At 42.7% G+C, this 16154-nt stretch carries 15 protein-coding genes; 4 read left to right on the top strand and 11 right to left on the bottom strand.

The window, feature by feature from the left end:
• Window positions 1–533: 533 nt before the first annotated feature.
• On the bottom strand, window positions 534–1754 hold the full coding sequence (locus tag AABW11_RS14735; protein ID WP_340105889.1) for a S1C family serine protease: 1221 nt from the start codon (window positions 1752–1754) through the stop codon (window positions 534–536).
• Complete coding sequence (locus tag AABW11_RS14730) at window positions 1732–2730, bottom strand: DHH family phosphoesterase (protein ID WP_340105888.1); 999 nt, start codon at window positions 2728–2730, stop codon at window positions 1732–1734. Before AABW11_RS14730 ends, AABW11_RS14735 begins: the two co-directional genes overlap by 23 nt.
• 115 nt (window positions 2731–2845) lie before the next feature.
• On the opposite strand from AABW11_RS14730, the gene AABW11_RS14725 reads away from it, so the two are divergent.
• Together AABW11_RS14725 and AABW11_RS14720 are read left to right on the top strand one after the other, a co-directional pair.
• On the top strand, window positions 2846–3499 hold the full coding sequence (locus AABW11_RS14725; RefSeq protein ID WP_340105887.1) for a thiamine diphosphokinase: 654 nt from the start codon (window positions 2846–2848) through the stop codon (window positions 3497–3499).
• A complete protein-coding gene (locus AABW11_RS14720; RefSeq protein ID WP_340105886.1) occupies window positions 3496–4911 on the top strand; it encodes a sodium:solute symporter family protein in 1416 nt (471 codons plus the stop codon). Before AABW11_RS14725 ends, AABW11_RS14720 begins: the two co-directional genes overlap by 4 nt.
• Before the next feature lie 54 nt (window positions 4912–4965).
• On the opposite strand, the gene AABW11_RS14715 is transcribed toward AABW11_RS14720, so the two are convergent.
• The 4 genes from AABW11_RS14715 to AABW11_RS14700 form a co-directional block, all read right to left on the bottom strand.
• On the bottom strand, window positions 4966–5250 hold the full coding sequence (locus AABW11_RS14715) for a hypothetical protein (protein WP_340105885.1): 285 nt from the start codon (window positions 5248–5250) through the stop codon (window positions 4966–4968).
• Window positions 5251–5277: 27 nt separating this feature from the next.
• Complete coding sequence (tsaE, locus tag AABW11_RS14710) at window positions 5278–5691, bottom strand: tRNA (adenosine(37)-N6)-threonylcarbamoyltransferase complex ATPase subunit type 1 TsaE (protein WP_340105884.1); 414 nt, start codon at window positions 5689–5691, stop codon at window positions 5278–5280.
• A 2-nt stretch (window positions 5692–5693) separates the two neighbouring features.
• A complete protein-coding gene (gene porX / locus AABW11_RS14705; protein ID WP_340105883.1) occupies window positions 5694–7241 on the bottom strand; it encodes a T9SS response regulator signal transducer PorX in 1548 nt (515 codons plus the stop codon).
• 87 nt (window positions 7242–7328) lie between these two features.
• Window positions 7329–7856 (bottom strand): ComEA family DNA-binding protein, encoded by a 528-nt coding sequence (locus tag AABW11_RS14700; protein WP_340105882.1) that lies wholly within the window; start codon window positions 7854–7856, stop codon window positions 7329–7331.
• Window positions 7857–7922: 66 nt separating this feature from the next.
• Between AABW11_RS14700 and AABW11_RS14695 the strand changes: the two genes are divergently transcribed.
• Window positions 7923–8720 carry an alpha/beta fold hydrolase gene (locus AABW11_RS14695; protein ID WP_340105881.1) on the top strand — a complete coding sequence of 266 codons (798 nt, stop codon included), beginning with the start codon at window positions 7923–7925 and terminating at the stop codon, window positions 8718–8720.
• A gap of 96 nt (window positions 8721–8816) precedes the next feature.
• On the opposite strand, the gene AABW11_RS14690 is transcribed toward AABW11_RS14695, so the two are convergent.
• A complete protein-coding gene (locus AABW11_RS14690) occupies window positions 8817–9038 on the bottom strand; it encodes a cold-shock protein (protein WP_445263782.1) in 222 nt (73 codons plus the stop codon).
• Window positions 9039–9292: 254 nt separating this feature from the next.
• Window positions 9293–9469: a hypothetical protein gene (locus AABW11_RS14685; protein ID WP_340105880.1), complete on the bottom strand. Its 177-nt coding sequence runs from the start codon at window positions 9467–9469 to the stop codon at window positions 9293–9295.
• Between the two features lie 252 nt (window positions 9470–9721).
• Between AABW11_RS14685 and AABW11_RS14680 the strand changes: the two genes are divergently transcribed.
• On the top strand, window positions 9722–10459 hold the full coding sequence (locus AABW11_RS14680) for an NYN domain-containing protein (protein ID WP_340105879.1): 738 nt from the start codon (window positions 9722–9724) through the stop codon (window positions 10457–10459).
• Window positions 10460–10489: 30 nt separating this feature from the next.
• Here AABW11_RS14680 and AABW11_RS14675 read toward each other — a convergent pair whose 3' ends face one another.
• The 3 genes from AABW11_RS14675 to AABW11_RS14665 form a co-directional block, all read right to left on the bottom strand.
• Entirely contained in the window at window positions 10490–12235 is a 1746-nt protein-coding gene (locus AABW11_RS14675) for a Na/Pi cotransporter family protein (protein ID WP_340105878.1), read from the bottom strand.
• Window positions 12236–12396: 161 nt separating this feature from the next.
• The gene (locus AABW11_RS14670) at window positions 12397–13170 is read right to left on the bottom strand and encodes a M90 family metallopeptidase (RefSeq protein WP_340105877.1); all 774 of its coding nucleotides are present in this window, start codon (window positions 13168–13170) and stop codon (window positions 12397–12399) included.
• Between the two features lie 70 nt (window positions 13171–13240).
• On the bottom strand, window positions 13241–15643 hold the full coding sequence (locus tag AABW11_RS14665; RefSeq protein WP_340105876.1) for a PAS domain S-box protein: 2403 nt from the start codon (window positions 15641–15643) through the stop codon (window positions 13241–13243).
• Window positions 15644–16154: the final 511 nt, after the last annotated feature.

Below are 16154 nucleotides of genomic sequence, written 5' to 3'. Positions count from 1 at the left end.
CTGTTTTTTAAATCTGGTCTGATTTCCAACAGATATACATTTCTCCGAGATTGTGAATCTGCGTTTCAACGTTTACGTGTACAATGCAATGTTTCATTAATTAACATTATTTGTGACAAATAGTCCAACAAAAATCTATAAATTTAAAGAGTTTCTTATAATTTAATTTATGACTAAAAAATTAAATTTTCTGACCACTAAATGAATACTATACAATTAAAGATTGAATGTTTAATAAAATTCAGGGTTGAAGTATCCAGGTCGTACCTGATAATGATCGAAAATAAATGCACCGCCAACTAACTGTAATCATTACATTTACAGATTCGTTAAAAATTAATTTAAAAAAAAGTGTAAGGAAGTGGCTTTTTTTTGATCATACTACCGACTATTGATTAAGGTAGAATAGAATATTCAAGCAGAGGGCTAACGAATTTAGTCAGTTTTTAATAGAAGAGAAGAGATATCAAGAGCGAATAGCCACATCCTTTGTTTTTAAAAGCTGGATGTGGCTTTTTTGTTTTTGAAGGGTATTACTCAGCGGATGCCGATATCTTTTGGCGAAGTATCATTTCTGTTTCATAGCGGTTATTATCACGAAGCAACTCTATTTTCATTTGCTGACCCTCATCATATTCCCGGAGAAGTGCCCAGGCATGCATCTCACTCACAACTCGTTCATCACCAATCTTGAGAATAATGTCGCCGGGCATAATGCCGCATTCGAATGCAGGTCCATCTTTGTTTACACTCGTAACAAGCAACCCCTGAACGTATGGCAGCCTGTACCTATAAACCAGTTGTTCGGTCATGCCGGTAAATTCCATGCCGGGGTTATAGTCAAGAACAACACTACCGCTGGAAAGAAGCTGGGAAATGATGCGGTCGATCCTGTTGCTCGGTATGGCAAACCCTAATCCTACAAACCCACTGCCTGTTCCACCGGTGAAAATAAATGTGTTTATACCGATGACCTCGCCTTCGCTATTGAGGAGCGGCCCGCCAGAATTGCCCCTGTTGATAGACGCGTCGGTCTGAATCATATCCATATAAACTCTAGGGTTTGATGGATCCGGCCTGAAGTCTCTGTTCCTGGCACTCACAACTCCAACGGTAACAGTTGGCTGGCCATCTTCAAACAGCCCAAATGGATTTCCAAGTGCAATTGCCCATTCACCAACCCGTACGTTATCAGAATCACTAAACTCGATAAACAGGAACGGCTCGTCTGATTGAATTTTTAGCAGTGCTATATCCGTAAGCTCATCACTGCCAATCAATTCTGCTTTATAGGTAGATCCCTGCATTGTTGAAATCATAATTTCAGATGGGTTATTTCCTACCACATGCTGATTCGTTACCACAAGTCCGTCGTCACTGATTATAAATCCCGAACCCATCTGGGTGTTTTCGCGCTGCACCTGATCTCCAAAGAAATGCCTCAGAAATTCATCCCTTGAAAAACGCGGACTTTGTACCTGACTTGTTACCATGATGCTGACAACTGATGAGCTGGCTTTCTCAACCGCCATAGTTATTGCGTTTTCGCGACTGGTGTCTATTTGTCTCTGTGGAGTGCGTTCTGCACCAGGATCGGCGATTGTATCAGTGTTATTCGCATCTTCTTCTACCAGTGCGGCAGAAAATGGCATATCCTGGCCGGATTCCTGGGAAGAATCATCGTAGGGACTGCACTGCCACAAGAACAGCAGCGCTGCAGTGAGCCAGAATTTATAATGTTGTCTGTTCTTCAAGTTCAAGCTTTTGAATCTGTTTGGATCCGATCTCTACGGTTTCTTTAATAGCTGCTTCAAGCGGGCCTTTATGCCATGCGCCGGCCGCTTTTTTATGGCCGCCGCCACCAAGTTCACGTGCCCATTTATTTACGTCAACATCGCTCTTTGAACGCAGGCTCATCTTAATACCATCATCATCCAGGTCTTTTAAAAGTACGGCCGCTTTTATGCCTGTTATACTCAGGGCATAGCTCACAAAACCACCGGTATCTGCATTCGTCGTCCCCGTTTCATCTAACATCTTCTTTGTAACGGTCATTACGGCAATCTGATTGTTTTCAAAAAGCTGAATTGTACTTAATGACAAACTGAGAAGCTTCAGTTGCGGAAGTGTCTGATTAGAGAATACCCGCTCAGCCACGAGGTTTGGCCTGAAATCACCAAGTTCAAGCAAATGGGCAGCAGCATGCATCGTCTGCGGTTTCACGCTATCGTACTGCAGAGACCCGGTATCCGTAATCAGGCCTGTGTAGAGCGCCTTAGCTACATTTTCATCAATCTGGCTGATGTCGTGCTCTTTATACAGGTTATAGATTAATTCGCAGGTAGAGGAGGCATCATCAACAGAAATTGACAGATCAAACGCATCTTCCGGATTGGGGTGATGGTCGATCATGAACACCGGCCGAGGATCTGCTTCCTGAAATTTTTTATAGGATCCGAAACGATGCGGCGCGTTACCGTCGAGCACAATCAGAAGATCACAGGCTTCAACGCTCTCTTTTGTGGCTTTTTCGATTGGAAAGTAGTTAGTCAGCCAAACCAGGTTTTCTGCGATATCGTCATCGTTAAATGCAACAGGCTCAAATCCATTTTTTTGAAGCCAAATACAAAGAGCTACCTGCGCACCGATACAGTCTCCATCAGGACGAATATGTGAATACACGCCAATTCGATGATGCTTCTTTACGTTTTTGATGAATTCTTTAAACATAAAATCTTTATCCTTAGCATGAAAAATAGCCTGTTAAAATCAGGGTTCCTGCAATGGGAATCAAATTAATTTTTATATCAGATCTTACTTAACAGTCTGCAATTGGTCTGCGTTTATGAAAAATGAATTAAAATCTGCAGTGATTCTCTGCAACGGACAACCCCCTGATCGCGCACAAATTGTTCATTCACTCAAAAAAGCAGATCTTTTTATTGCCGCCGATGGAGGGGGAAATACTGCCCGGGCCATGAATATCTCACCCGATATTGTTATTGGTGATCTCGACAGCTATAAACCTGAAAAGACGGATCCATGGAAAGTGATTGAAAGACCCAATCAAAATTTTAATGACTTGGAAAAAGCCCTGGATTACGCCCATAGTAAGGGGATCGCGGATGTTGTGGTTTACGGCGCCACAGGATTACGCCTGGATCACACGGTGAAAAATCTGTCCGTTCTAAAGCAGTATCACACCTTGTTTGATTCTATTTATTTTCGCGATCTGTATTGTGACGTTAAATTGATAGATTCACCCTTCAGAGAAAACTTCTCCCTTCATACTGAAGTATCGCTATTCCCGCTTTCGGGCATTGTTCGCGGCGTGACCAGCAGGGGCCTGAAATACAATCTTTCTAATGATACACTCGAAAACGGAATATTTGATGGCTCATCGAACCTGACTGTCGCTCCGCGTGTTGAAATCACATTCGACAGTGGCGACTTACTGTTTTTTATAAATCATAAAACAGACTCAAAATCTAACCAGTGACAGCTCAGCTTTTTTCTTTTGACTGGCTCATCATACTCATCTACTTTCTTTTTCTTATCTGGATTAGCTGGAAAAAAGGCTGGCAGAGTGATGATGAAGAAGAATTCCTTTTAAGCGGGCGCAAAGTGACTATACCTGCATTTGTCGCAACCCTGGTGTCTACATGGTATGGTGGGATACTTGGCGTTGGAGAGTTCAGCTACCAGTTTGGTATATCACAATGGCTGGTATTCGGAGTACCCTTTTACCTTTTTTCTGCAATTTTTGCAATTTACCTGGCCGGGAAAATTCGGCTAAATAAAGCACTTACCATCCCGGAAGCTATCTCAAACCGCTATACGCCTGCTGCCGGGAGAATCAGTGCGCTCCCGATTTTTATTTTAGTGAGCCCCGCACCATACATTCTTATGATGGGCGTGCTCTTTCAGTTTATGATTGGAGGCGACACGCCCTACCTCACTTATGCTTCACTTGTAGCTCTGTTCTCTGTTATTTACATCACCATTGGCGGTTTCGGCGCCGTAATCCGCACAGATATTCTCCAGATGATTCTCATGTTTGGCGGCTTTGCGATGCTGCTGCTTTTTGCAATCGTGGATTTCGGCGGGTTTGGAACCCTGTTTTCAGCACTGCCGGATCAGCATAGAGACTTCACCGGCGGATTCAGCTGGCAGTACATTATTGTTTGGTTTTTTATCGCGCTATGGACGTTCGTTGATCCCAGTTTCCATCAGCGTGCAGCGGCGGCAAATTCTCCGCAAACAGCTCGTAACGGAATTTTTATATCCATCGGATTTTGGACCTTGTTCGATTTCCTAACTTGCTTCACAGGGCTGTATGCGTTCGTTATTTTGGGGAGTGGTATCGAAGAACCCATTCTCTCTTATCCCATTCTGGCCGATCAGCTACTGCCGGTTGGTTTGAAGGGACTCTTTTTCGTAACGCTGCTGGCAACCATTATGTCAACCCTCGACAGCTACCTGTTTATTTCGGGGCAAACACTTGGGCGTGATTTTCTTGGCAAATATTTTCCATCAATTAAACCAAACCTTCTAACACGTGCGGGGATTCTTGTGTCAGCACTATTGGGGATTCTGCTTACTGTCATCTATCCCAGCGTTATTGATTTGTGGTATGTTATCGGCTCAGTCTGTATTCCCGGACTCTTAATACCGGTACTCGGCATTTACCTAAGGCCTTTCCGGCTCCGTCGCTCCCGGGCTGCTGTAGCGCTTATTATGCCGATTCTAATCTCATTTGGCTGGCTTATCTTAGGCACTCTCTACCCTACAGGCAATCAGGGCTATCTCTATCTTGGTGTGGAACCTTTTTACCCAGGGCTCTTTGTTGCAGGTGCGATATGGCTGATAGGCCGCAAACGAAGAGATTCTGAAAAGGCATCTACAGATTGAATCAAAAAAACAGACGCCAATTAACAAATAACCATCTAAACTAATAAACTGTACTCAGGTAGACTTGAGAATATTTCCCAGGTTAAGCTTATGAATCGGAATAATATATTTGTTAGCAAACACATCTTTCTGAATGCCAAGCAGGCCTGTTCCCCTGAAATCGACGATGCAGTACTTTTCACTCGTGTCAACCACTTCCCCAATTCCATAATATTCTGGCGATGGCCCATAATACACCAGGTCACCGAGCTGTACTATATTTGTAGCACGCCGGTGATAGGGTAAAATTACCGGAAGCAGGTCAAGTCTGTAAGAGAGTCGTCGCTTTTTAGTTGCCATCTGGGTTCAATTCTGCTGATAGAACAGTCAGGTGATTGTTATTTTTCTTGTTGATCTATTTATCGAAGCTATATGAATTTGCTTAACATCTTCAGGTAAAATTGCTTCAACACGTTCAGGCCATTCGATAATTGAAACGCCTTCACCATAAAAATATTCTTCTGACCCAATTTCAAGTGCTTCCTGCACATTTTCAAGTCTGTAGAAATCAAAATGGTACACCGGAAGCGTTCCGCTGTATTCCTGAATTATAGAAAATGTCGGGCTTGATACGGCCTCCGGGGAAATTCCAAAGGCTGTTACAAATCCTTTCACGAAATGTGTTTTACCGGCACCAAGTTCCCCTTTCAGGCAAATGATGTCCCCCGGCTTTGCTTTCTCACCCATTTTCCGGGCGAGATCCATTGTGGCCTTCTCGCTTTTGCAAATAAATGAGTCCATTGCTATCGGCGGGGTTTTAACGTGGCAACCGGCAGTATCATCTCCTCCATCGAAGCACCTCCATGCTGGAACGTATCTTTGTAAAGATTCTGAAAACGGTGGTAGTTCGTCGGGTACACAAAATAGTAGTCTTCTTTTGCAATGATATATGAATTCGCTGTTTTTGGAACCGGCAAATAGTACTCCTCGGGCTTATCGATATAAATTGCAGCATTTTCTTCTGCCTTCAAATTGCGTCCGTACTTATACCGCAGATTAGTCGCCGCATCACGGTCGCCAAAAACTTTAGTGTCGCGCATAGACCGAACCGCACCGTGATCGGTCGATACTACGATGGTCACATCTTCATCAGCAAGCTCTCTGAACATCTGCAGCAGTGACGAGTGCTGAAACCACGATTCAGTGAGCGATCGAAAGGCCGGCACATCCGGCGATAGCTGCTTCAGCACGTCTGAATCTGACCGGCTATGAACAAGCGTATCCACAAAATTATATACAATAGCGGAGAACTGAGATTGTGCATAGTTCTGCATTTTGCCGGCTACTTTTTTACCCTCTTCAGGCCTGATCACCTTCTCGTACTTAAACGGTTCTTTCAGATGGTGCCGGGCCAGGTAAATACCCAAAAGTTCTTCTTCATGCTGATTTAAAGATGTTTCATCCTGCCCCATCTCCCAAAGATTAGGGTAACGCTCCTGAATCTGCAGCGGGAAAAGCCCTGAAAAGATAGAGTTTCTTGAGTAAGGTGTAGCCGTTGGCAGGATTGAGTAGTAGAAGTCTGTTTCTATTGAAAAGTACTCAGTCAGAATTCTCTCGAACAAAACCCACTGATCGTATCTCATACAGTCAATCAGAAAGAAAACCACTGTTTCATCATTAGATAACTTAGGAAATACTTTCTCTTTCAAAAGGTCGGTACTTAAAATCGGCCGGTCGCCGGACTCCTTATTTAGCCATGATTTATATTCCAGCTCAATGAACCTTCCAAAGGCTTGGTTTGCCTGCTGAAACTGATCCTGAAGCACTTGCTGAAGCCCCTCATCACTGTTCTCCAGGTTCATCTCCCAATTGGTGAGGGTGCGGTAGATGTCTATCCAGCCTTTCCAGTCAGTCTGTTCATTAAACCTGCTGGAGAGCTGATTGAAATTTTTGAGGTAGGATTGGGCAGATTTCTCATTTTCAATCCGTTTTTTATCGAGCGTCCGTTTGATGGAAAGCAGAATCTGGTTGGGATTTACCGGTTTGATAAGGTAATCCGCAATCTTACTTCCAATTGCATCTTCCATAATCGACTCTTCCTCGCTTTTGGTAATCATCACTACAGGAAGAGATGGCTGCAGGATCTGGATTTGCTCGAGAGTAGCCAAGCCATCCATGCCAGGCATCTGTTCATCCAGAAATACAAGATCGAAGACTTCCTTTTTGATCATTGAAATGGCATCTTCGCCATTCGTAACCGGGGTTATAGAAAATCCTTTGTTTTCAAGAAAGATAATATGCGATTTTAGCTGATCGATTTCATCGTCAGCCCACAAAATTTTATTTGCCATAGATATATTTCCAAATTACCGCAGCAAGTTGTCGCTACTTAAGTTTTATAAAATACAGAATGCATGCGGCGATTGGAAGCCCGATGATTACAATACAATCATAGTTCTTATTTTTTCCAATCGTACCGGGCCTATTCCGCGTATTTCAAGCAGTTGTTCTACACTCGAAAAATTACCATGTTCATTTCGCCACTCAACAATACGCTCTGAATATGCCGGCCCGATCCCCGGCAGCTGTTGCAGCTCTTTTGCACTTGCTTTATTTATATTAATACGTATCGTATCTGGTGAAGCTTGTGCGGGTTCCGGTTTTTCAAGGGATTTAATGTTTGCCACTGGCTCATTCATTTGCACAGCCTCTTGCCCGGTTGTATTTCCGGCGGCCGGAGTGTACCTGGCCATAATGGCGGCGTGCTCTTGTTGTTTGATTGCTGATCGCTCACGGAACACCTCTTCCAGATCGGCGTACGTCTCGTTATCAATCGACGGGGCCGGATCGATAAATACGATCGCGGACGTCAATAGTAGCATTAGCGCCATGAGAACGGAAATAGCGATTCGTTCGCTTCTGCTAATTTGTAAACTATCTAACCAAAAGAATAATTTTCTCTTCATTGTTTTCTGTTTTATTGTTCACCCTTATGTTTATGATCAAAAATTTGCAACTCCCTTACATGTTCCATGGAAATTAAGTCAAATAAATACCACTACAATGGGTTAGACATTGCTTATTACAAGGTTGGGGCCGGGAAACCACTCATCATGCTGCATGGCTGGGGAAGCAGCTCAGCCGTAATGATGCCGCTTGCAAAGAAACTCGCCAGCCAACGAACGTGTATTTTGCTGGATCTTCCTGGATTTGGGGAGTCACCGGAACCCCGTTCGGCCTGGTCAGTTGGCAACTATGCCGGGATGGTACTGGCCTTTCTTCAGGAAAACTATCCCGATACATCTGTAGATTTCCTGGTCCATAGTTTCGGCGGACGAATTTTACTGAAAATATTGTCGATGAAAGACCGGCCCGTTCAAATTGATAAAATGATCATCACGGGTGGTGCGGGTTTAAAACCTAAGCGCTCTCTCTCCTTTCACGCAAAACGGCTGACAGCAAAGCTATTAAAACTACCCGTTAAACTTGTAATTCCTTCAAAACGCGACGCAGTGATGAATCGGCTTCGAAAAACACAGCTGTGGAAATCACTGGGATCGTCGGACTATCAAAAACTGACGGGAGTGATGCGCGAAACATTTGTGAAATCTGTTACAGAATTTTTTGATGACCAACTATCTTCTATCGATGAGGAAGTGCTGCTGCTGTGGGGAAAAGATGATGCTGCCACACCGATGGACCAGGCCAAACGACTGGAGAAGGGACTTAATAACAGCGCTCTGGTGGAGATTGAAGAGGCAGGACATTACGCATTTTTGGATCAGCCGGCGAAATTTACCGCCATTGCCCGGGCTTATCTTGAAGGGTGATGGAGTGATTTGAGAAATCACACCCCTTATTAAACACAAAAAAGCCCGTATTCACTTAAGAATACGGGCTTTTAAAATCACATTAAAATGTGGTGCTTATTCGTAAATAAGACTTACAACGTCTGTAGCACTTAGACCTTTGGGAGTCTCTTCTACATTAAATTCAACGGCTTCGCCGTCTTCAAGACCCTCTTGGAATCCAAGATTCTCGATGTTGTTTCTGTGACAAAAAATGTCTTTTCCGCCTTCATCTGGCTGGATGAATCCAAAACCTTTTTCTGCGTCAAACCATTTTACTTTTCCTGTTTGCTTACTCATAATAGTATATTGTAGAGTTTATACACCTAGGTGTTCATCTAATGAAAAGAAGGGCAATACCGTGTCGTTTTCAAAAAAATTACCGAACCGTTGGTGGGATTTCAATTAACAATTTTAATATACGAGTTATTCAAACCAATCCCTAAAAAAAAGCTTGAGTCTAAATGGTTGTACTCCAACTGGCCTTTTTAAAAATGGAGAATGACTTTCGCCAGCCCCCATTGATCAGGTTCAACCATGCGAATTTACAAGATTTAGTGAAAAGCGCCTTTTCGAAAACTGGTGCAGTTACCTTCTTCTTTTCCGTTCTTTTTGCACTCTTCTTCACTCTCGAATCCTTGTTTCGAGAAAGCTTCAATATCACCCTTTTTATTTTGTCGTCTCCATCGCCACTCGCCTTTCACATCTTTATATAGTTGACACTTTGGCATTGCTTAACTCCTTTTCAATTGTGTGTTTATATTAATTCGGCCTCTTCAAGGCTCACATATATTTCAACCTTTCGGTAAGCTTTTACTGATAGAACATTTACCGAGGCATCATTATCCTTATAAATACAAAATCATTTGGGTATTTATCAACTTTCCTCTAAAATTGTTTCTACATTGAAACCGAATATTTATTTCATTTCTGCCCCATCATTATTTGTCCGGCAGAATCAACAGCAATTATAGAGCAGTACAATGGATCAAAAAAACACTGACAAACTCGCTATTCTCATTGATGCCGATAATGCTCAGCCCTCTATTACAGAAAACCTACTTGCTGAAATCGCCAAATATGGAATTGCAAATGTAAAGCGTATTTATGGCGACTGGACTCAGCCTCAGCTGCGAAGCTGGAAAGACCTTTTATTACAACATTCAATTCAGCCTATCCAGCAGTTTGGCTATACAAAAGGAAAAAATGCTACAGACAGTGCCCTCATTATTGATGCAATGGATCTCTTGTATACAGGTAGCTTTGATGGGTTTTGCCTGGTAAGCAGCGACAGCGATTTTACCAAACTTGCAGCCCGGATCCGGGAATCAGGGCTGACCGTTTATGGATTTGGAGAAAAGAAAACTCCTGATCCGTTTGTAGCTGCCTGCGATAAATTCATCTACACTGAAGTATTGAAAGATGATGAAGATGAAATTACACGAAAGAAAAGAAAACCAATCAATGAACTGAAGCAGGACACAAAGCTGGTGAACCTTGTACGAAATGCGGTAGAAGCGTCATCAGACGAAAGCGGCTGGGCGCACCTTGCACCAGTCGGCAGCAACATAGCCAAGCAATCGCCGGGGTTTGATCCCAGAAACTATGGGTTTCAGAAGCTGGGAGACCTGGTTAAAGCTATGAACCTCTTCGAAATCGAAGAACGATCGGTTGGCGAAGGTCAGTCAAAAGCTATTTACATTAAAGATAAACGTAAGTAGCTAAAGATTCGCTAATCTCTCTTCTGCTTGCTACTTGCGCTCTTCCATAACGGTTGCATAGGCTGATTTTACTTTACGCCCTGCAATCGCCTCACTTACGTTAAACAGGTGGTCCCCGATTTTCTCCATTCTGTTCATGTAATCAAGATAAATGAACCCGGCTTTATTGGAGTATGATTTGTCTTCGAGTCTCTTGTAATGCTTCTCAAGTAATTCATCCCGCATTGCATTGATTTTCTTTTCAATGTCGATAGCCTTTTGCAGGTCAAATCCACCATTATCCTGATCCAGATTATTTCGCACAAGCCGAATCGCTTTATGCAGCAGATCAAGCATCTTCCCTATCTCTTCACTGGCATCTTCCGGAAGGTTTATCTCATTGTTCTGCATCTCCTCAAACGTTTTCGACATCTGGAAATAGATATCACCCACACGCTCCATATCATTGATCATACTGTGCATAGCACGGATCTTACGGGTAGCAGAATCTGAGAGATTAAATTTGGAAATATTGGTGAGATACTCAGCAATTTCCAGTTCAATATTATCTGTAATCTGCTCTCGTTTTTTAATCTTTTTCAAGAATTTTTCCTGCTTCTTCTGCTTTTTAAAAAAGAGTCCCTGAAAACTAAAATGCATTTTTTCGAGCAGTTTGGCGAAGAGCTGAATCTCCTTATGTGCCTGCTGGATCGACATCTCGGCAGATGACATCATGCCTGACGAAATGTACTGAAGACGAAATTTACTGTCTGATGACGTTTTCTCTTTCTGTATTCGCTCAACAAATTTGATGATTTGCGGTACAAACCCAACGAGCAGCAGCACGTTAATAATATTGAACGCCGTGTGAAACAGTGAGAGTGCAAGCGTAGCGTTTGCCCGCTGCAATTCACTATTTGCTACCATCACAGATCCCAGTTCGGGTGAGAAAAAGCTCATAACTTCATCAATCCCTGTCAAGAAAGGCTGAAGCAGTATCAGCATCCAGACCACCCCAAACACATTGAAGATAAAGTGGAACCTCGCCGCCCGTTTTGCGTGGACGTTTCCTACAATTGCTGCAATATTTGCGGTTACGGTTGTACCGATATTTTCACCCAGAACCATCGCTGCCGCGATAGGAAAATCAATCCAGCCCTGGAACAGCATGACAAGCGTGATAGCTGTAGAAGCTGAAGATGATTGCGTAATCAGCGTCAATAGTGTACCAACAAGCACAAAAATAAGAATTGAGAGAAATCCAAACTCCGTGAAGGAGTCCACGAACATGAACATTTCGGGATTGTCGCTTATATTCGGCACGCCATTTTTAATGAAATCAAGCCCGATAAATAGAATACCAAACCCGATCATGGCTTCTGCGAGGTTTTGCAGCTTCTCTTTCCCAAAAAACATAAAAGGGAAAAATATACCAATCAGCATAATAGCTATTGGCGTAATCTGCATTTTAAACCCGAAGATAGACACCATCCAGGCTGTTACTGTTGTGCCTATATTGGCACCCATAATAACACCTGTTGACTCTAAAAAGGTAATAAGTCCTGCATTAACGAAACTGACAACCATAACCGTTGTAGTACTTGACGACTGCGTGATGGTAGTAGCACCAAAACCGGTTAAGATTCCCCGGAATCGGGTGGTCGTCATACCTTTAAGAATGGCCCGAAGTTTACTTCCTGCCACTTTCTGCAGCCCGTCACTAAAAACTTTCATCCCATAAATAAATACCCCAAGGGATCCGATTAGCTGTAGAAAGTCAAAAAAAGTGTAGTTCATACAAATCTTGGTTTTTTCAACGCAGATTTAACCTATTACTGATCATATTAACTGAATTTTTTTCAGATTCACAATATAAAACTTGTTGACCTTTTTTTAAGGAGAATCCGGAAAATGTATGTTAAGAAATTGTTAAACATCCTGTTCACCGCCTCATTTGCTCAAAAATCCCAAATTCGTCCAGGATCATATCCAAAAAAATCTGCAAGTAACCGGTAGGCGGCGCCATAAGCTGACTGAAGTTTCCTGGGCGATTCAATAAACGCTTCGAGCGTAACCGCAAAGCATTCTGCCGGATTAGTTGCCCCATACAAGTCCAGCGGATGCTCTCTCCGTCTGAACCGGTCCGCCTCTATCAAATCGCGATAAATTTTCGCTAATTCTCCGGTCCAATCATCCGTCTGAAGCGGCTTACCTTGCAACGTAATACCCGCCGATAATCCATACTGATCATCCAGTTGATGTGCGAATTCATGAATAATTAGATTATGGTTATTCTCCCTGTTGAGCGTTGACTCACGAATATCACTCCACGACAGCACCACGCTTCCTGAGTCCCACGACTCTCCCTGCCGTCGCTCTGAGCCCTCCGTGATCACACCCCCGACTTCTACCTGGTACACCGGTGCTACGTAATCATCCGGGTAAATCAGGATTGCACGTAAATCGCTGTAATAATCTGAAGGTTTTTCCATGATGAGCAATCCTGCATACGCAGAAATCACCCCCTTCATTTCATCAGTAACCGTTAATCCGCCGCATCCCTCAAAAATCTTTTCGGACAGCAACACGCTCATTCGCTTTTCAAGTCTGCTTTTTTGTGACGCATTCAGATACCTGTAAAAAGAAATGGATGTCTGCAGCTGATCTTTATAGTGAGCCGGAAGTGGCCGCCGAATGGAAAAATAGCGTTTCAAAGATCTTAAGAATGGCATAAAGCGCTATATTACAATTACTTAATGATAATTTTTCTGTCGTTCTAATAACATCAAAGAAAGATTCGACTTAGGTGTGCAACGATTTATCGGCTTTCTTCTGGAAGGATAGAGTGAAAATTGAACCTTCTTCGTCAGATTCAAATTTGAATGTCCCGAAAAGCTGGTCCGACAGCGTTTTTATAAGCTGCATGCCAAGTGTCTTCGTTGATTCAGGATTAAAATCTGCAGGCAGTCCTACACCATTATCTTTTATCGCGAGAGTAACAGTTTTGTCATTTTGATACAAACGTATGACCACACTACCGGTTTTGCGCCCTTTAAAACCATGCTTTATAATATTTGTGATCACTTCATTAACGACCAGAGAGCAGGGAATTGCCTGATTCACACTCAAGCGAACTTCATCACACTCGAATTTTAGTGATATATCGACAGAATATTGCATTGTATCTACAATTTCGCCGACGAGCGTTTTCAGGTTATGAGCAAAATCAAGATTTGAAAAATCTTCCGTTTTATATAAGTGCTCATGTATCCCTGCCATCGACTTTATCCTAAGCACACTTTCGAGGAGCTCTCCCCGAACATCTTGGCTTTCAGATTCCATTGCCTGAAGCTGCATCAGGCTTGCTACGACCGCGAGGTTATTTTTTACGCGGTGATGTATTTCGGCAAGCAGTGTTTCTTTTTCTCTCAGACTGTCACGAATTTTGCTCTGAGCCTCTTTACGTTTTGTCACATCGGTCAAGGATCCTGCAATGGAAACGATCTTCCCATCTTTAATAACCGGGGCTTCATTCACCTCGACCCATATTTTCACACCGTCACCGCGAACCAATTCCAGTTCAAAGGGGGGCTGTGGCTCACCCGTTTCGATTGCCCGCTGGGTTCGGTGAAACCCTTTTTCGTTGTCCGGATGATCAGATACAAATTCTATCCAGCGCCGTTTAGCTTCATCCGGATGATATCCTAAAAAGTCGATCGATTGCGGACTCAGGTATGTAAGTTTGTGATTTACATCGTGCGTGTAAAATAAATTGGTACTGTGTTCAATTATTTCCCTGAGTTTCTCTTCTGCCTTCTGAAGCCGCTCTTCTGTCTTTTTAATTTCGGTGATATCGGTTCCTATACCACCTACTGCATTTTCGAATCCAGATATTCCTTTCAGCAGAAACTTATTGACCATAAAATGACGCGGCCCCGAAGCCGTTTTAATAAGCTCCTCAAATATTACCTGTTTGTTATTTTTTACAACTGACCGGTCTGAGGCAATCATTTCATCGGCGTGCTTCTTTTCAAAAAAATCACGTAATGAAGCTCCAATTACTTCTTTTTCTTCCAGCCCAAAAATTGATTTCCATTGTTTATTCACAAACAGAATGTCACCACTATCATTTCTCACCCACACCGCCACCTCTGTTTGCTGGGTGATGGCCTCTAACAATCGTTTATTTTTTTCAGATTCTTGTTCTGCCAGTTTACGCTTATGTATATCCTGAACTATACCATATAGCCGAACACATTTTCCATTTTTAAACTGGGCCTGACCGGTATCACGCACCCATTTTGCGTTTCCTTTTGCCGTCTTGATTTTAATTTCCAAATCATAGGGTTCACCTGTAATCTGAGCACGTTCAACTGCCTCCATCACTTTATTTTTTGAGCGTTCATCATAAAACAAATCTGCAGCCAACTCACCGTTGGGTAAACTTTTGCTATCCAGCTCAAAAATCTCTTTTGTTACTTTGGACCAGCTAAAATTACCAGACTTGATATCCATCTCCCATGTACCTATCTGAGCTTGCCTGTAAGTACTGTGAAGCTGCTTCTCCAAGTCTCGCTTTTCAAGAATATTTCGTAACTGAAAAATAATCGGGTGCAAAAGATTGAGTTCTGAATCAGACCATTTTCGGTCTTTATGGCAGCTATCCACGCGGAGCATCCCGTATAATGTAGTGTTGCTTCGAACTGGCAGAACCAACATCGACAAGCATTTATCCGCCTGCATAAGCATTTTTAACGGCCCGATGTCTTCTTTGTCCGGGGTCGTCTGAAAGGAGCTTCTATTTCTCATCCTTTCAAAAAGACTGCTGTATTTGCGCTGGGAAAGGAACGTTGGAGAATTCCCCGGGTCGAATAAATCTCGGGATGACTGCGCCTGCCAAACTACTTCCGGTATCAATCCAGGCTCACCGGTTTCGGCCTTAAATGTGAAGTTGTAATACCTTATACAGTCAGCCTGTATCCCTTCACCAATTTTCTGGATGCAATTCCGAAAAAAAGCTTTCCATTCATTGCGTGGTATCTCCTTCCGGCCTATTTGAGACAATTCATGTACGAGATCGTTATGTCTGAGAGATTCTTTATGAGCCTTTAGAATTGCACTTATTTCATTTCTTTCGCTATTAGTTAGTGTCTCTTCTGTCTTCTGAACTTTCTTAGCCAGATGATCGATCGTCTGTTTATTCATGAAGGTAAAACCACCGAAATTTTTCCGAATTATAGAATTATCCTACGAGTATAGCGAATCATTTACCGCAAATCATCTATCTAAATAGATTAAATACAATGTGCTTCAGATAATCCCTTATTAGAAAAGGAGTCCGCTAAATTTGTACTTCAGTTACCCAGCCGATCAATCAGGCTGCATAATCATAATTCATCTTTTATCGGTCAATCTGCAACTATTTAAAGCAATAAAGCGATCCCTTTTAAATAGTTTGGTTTCAAATTGTCACGGGTTTTAGGCCAACGATGCAGAGCGAGAAACTCTGCCAAAAGTATACTTTCGTGTTATTAGGAGTTAAAATAATGCCCCCTGAACCACTATCGGCTTTGCGGCTCTAACTACATGTATAGGTGAGTTACACAGGCTGTAATTGCAAGCCCATTCTCCTTCGTTCAAAACCTGAAGAATTCTACCTTCGCTGCTAGTGCCATGTCATTTCTCATTTGTCGAATAAAGACGTGAGCATTCCCGA

Source organism: Rhodohalobacter sp. 8-1 (genome assembly GCF_038150125.1).
Lineage (GTDB): Bacteria > Bacteroidota > Rhodothermia > Balneolales > Balneolaceae > SW132.
The sequence above is the reverse complement of the archived record's forward strand: the minus strand, read 5'-3'. Positions and strand labels throughout refer to the sequence as shown.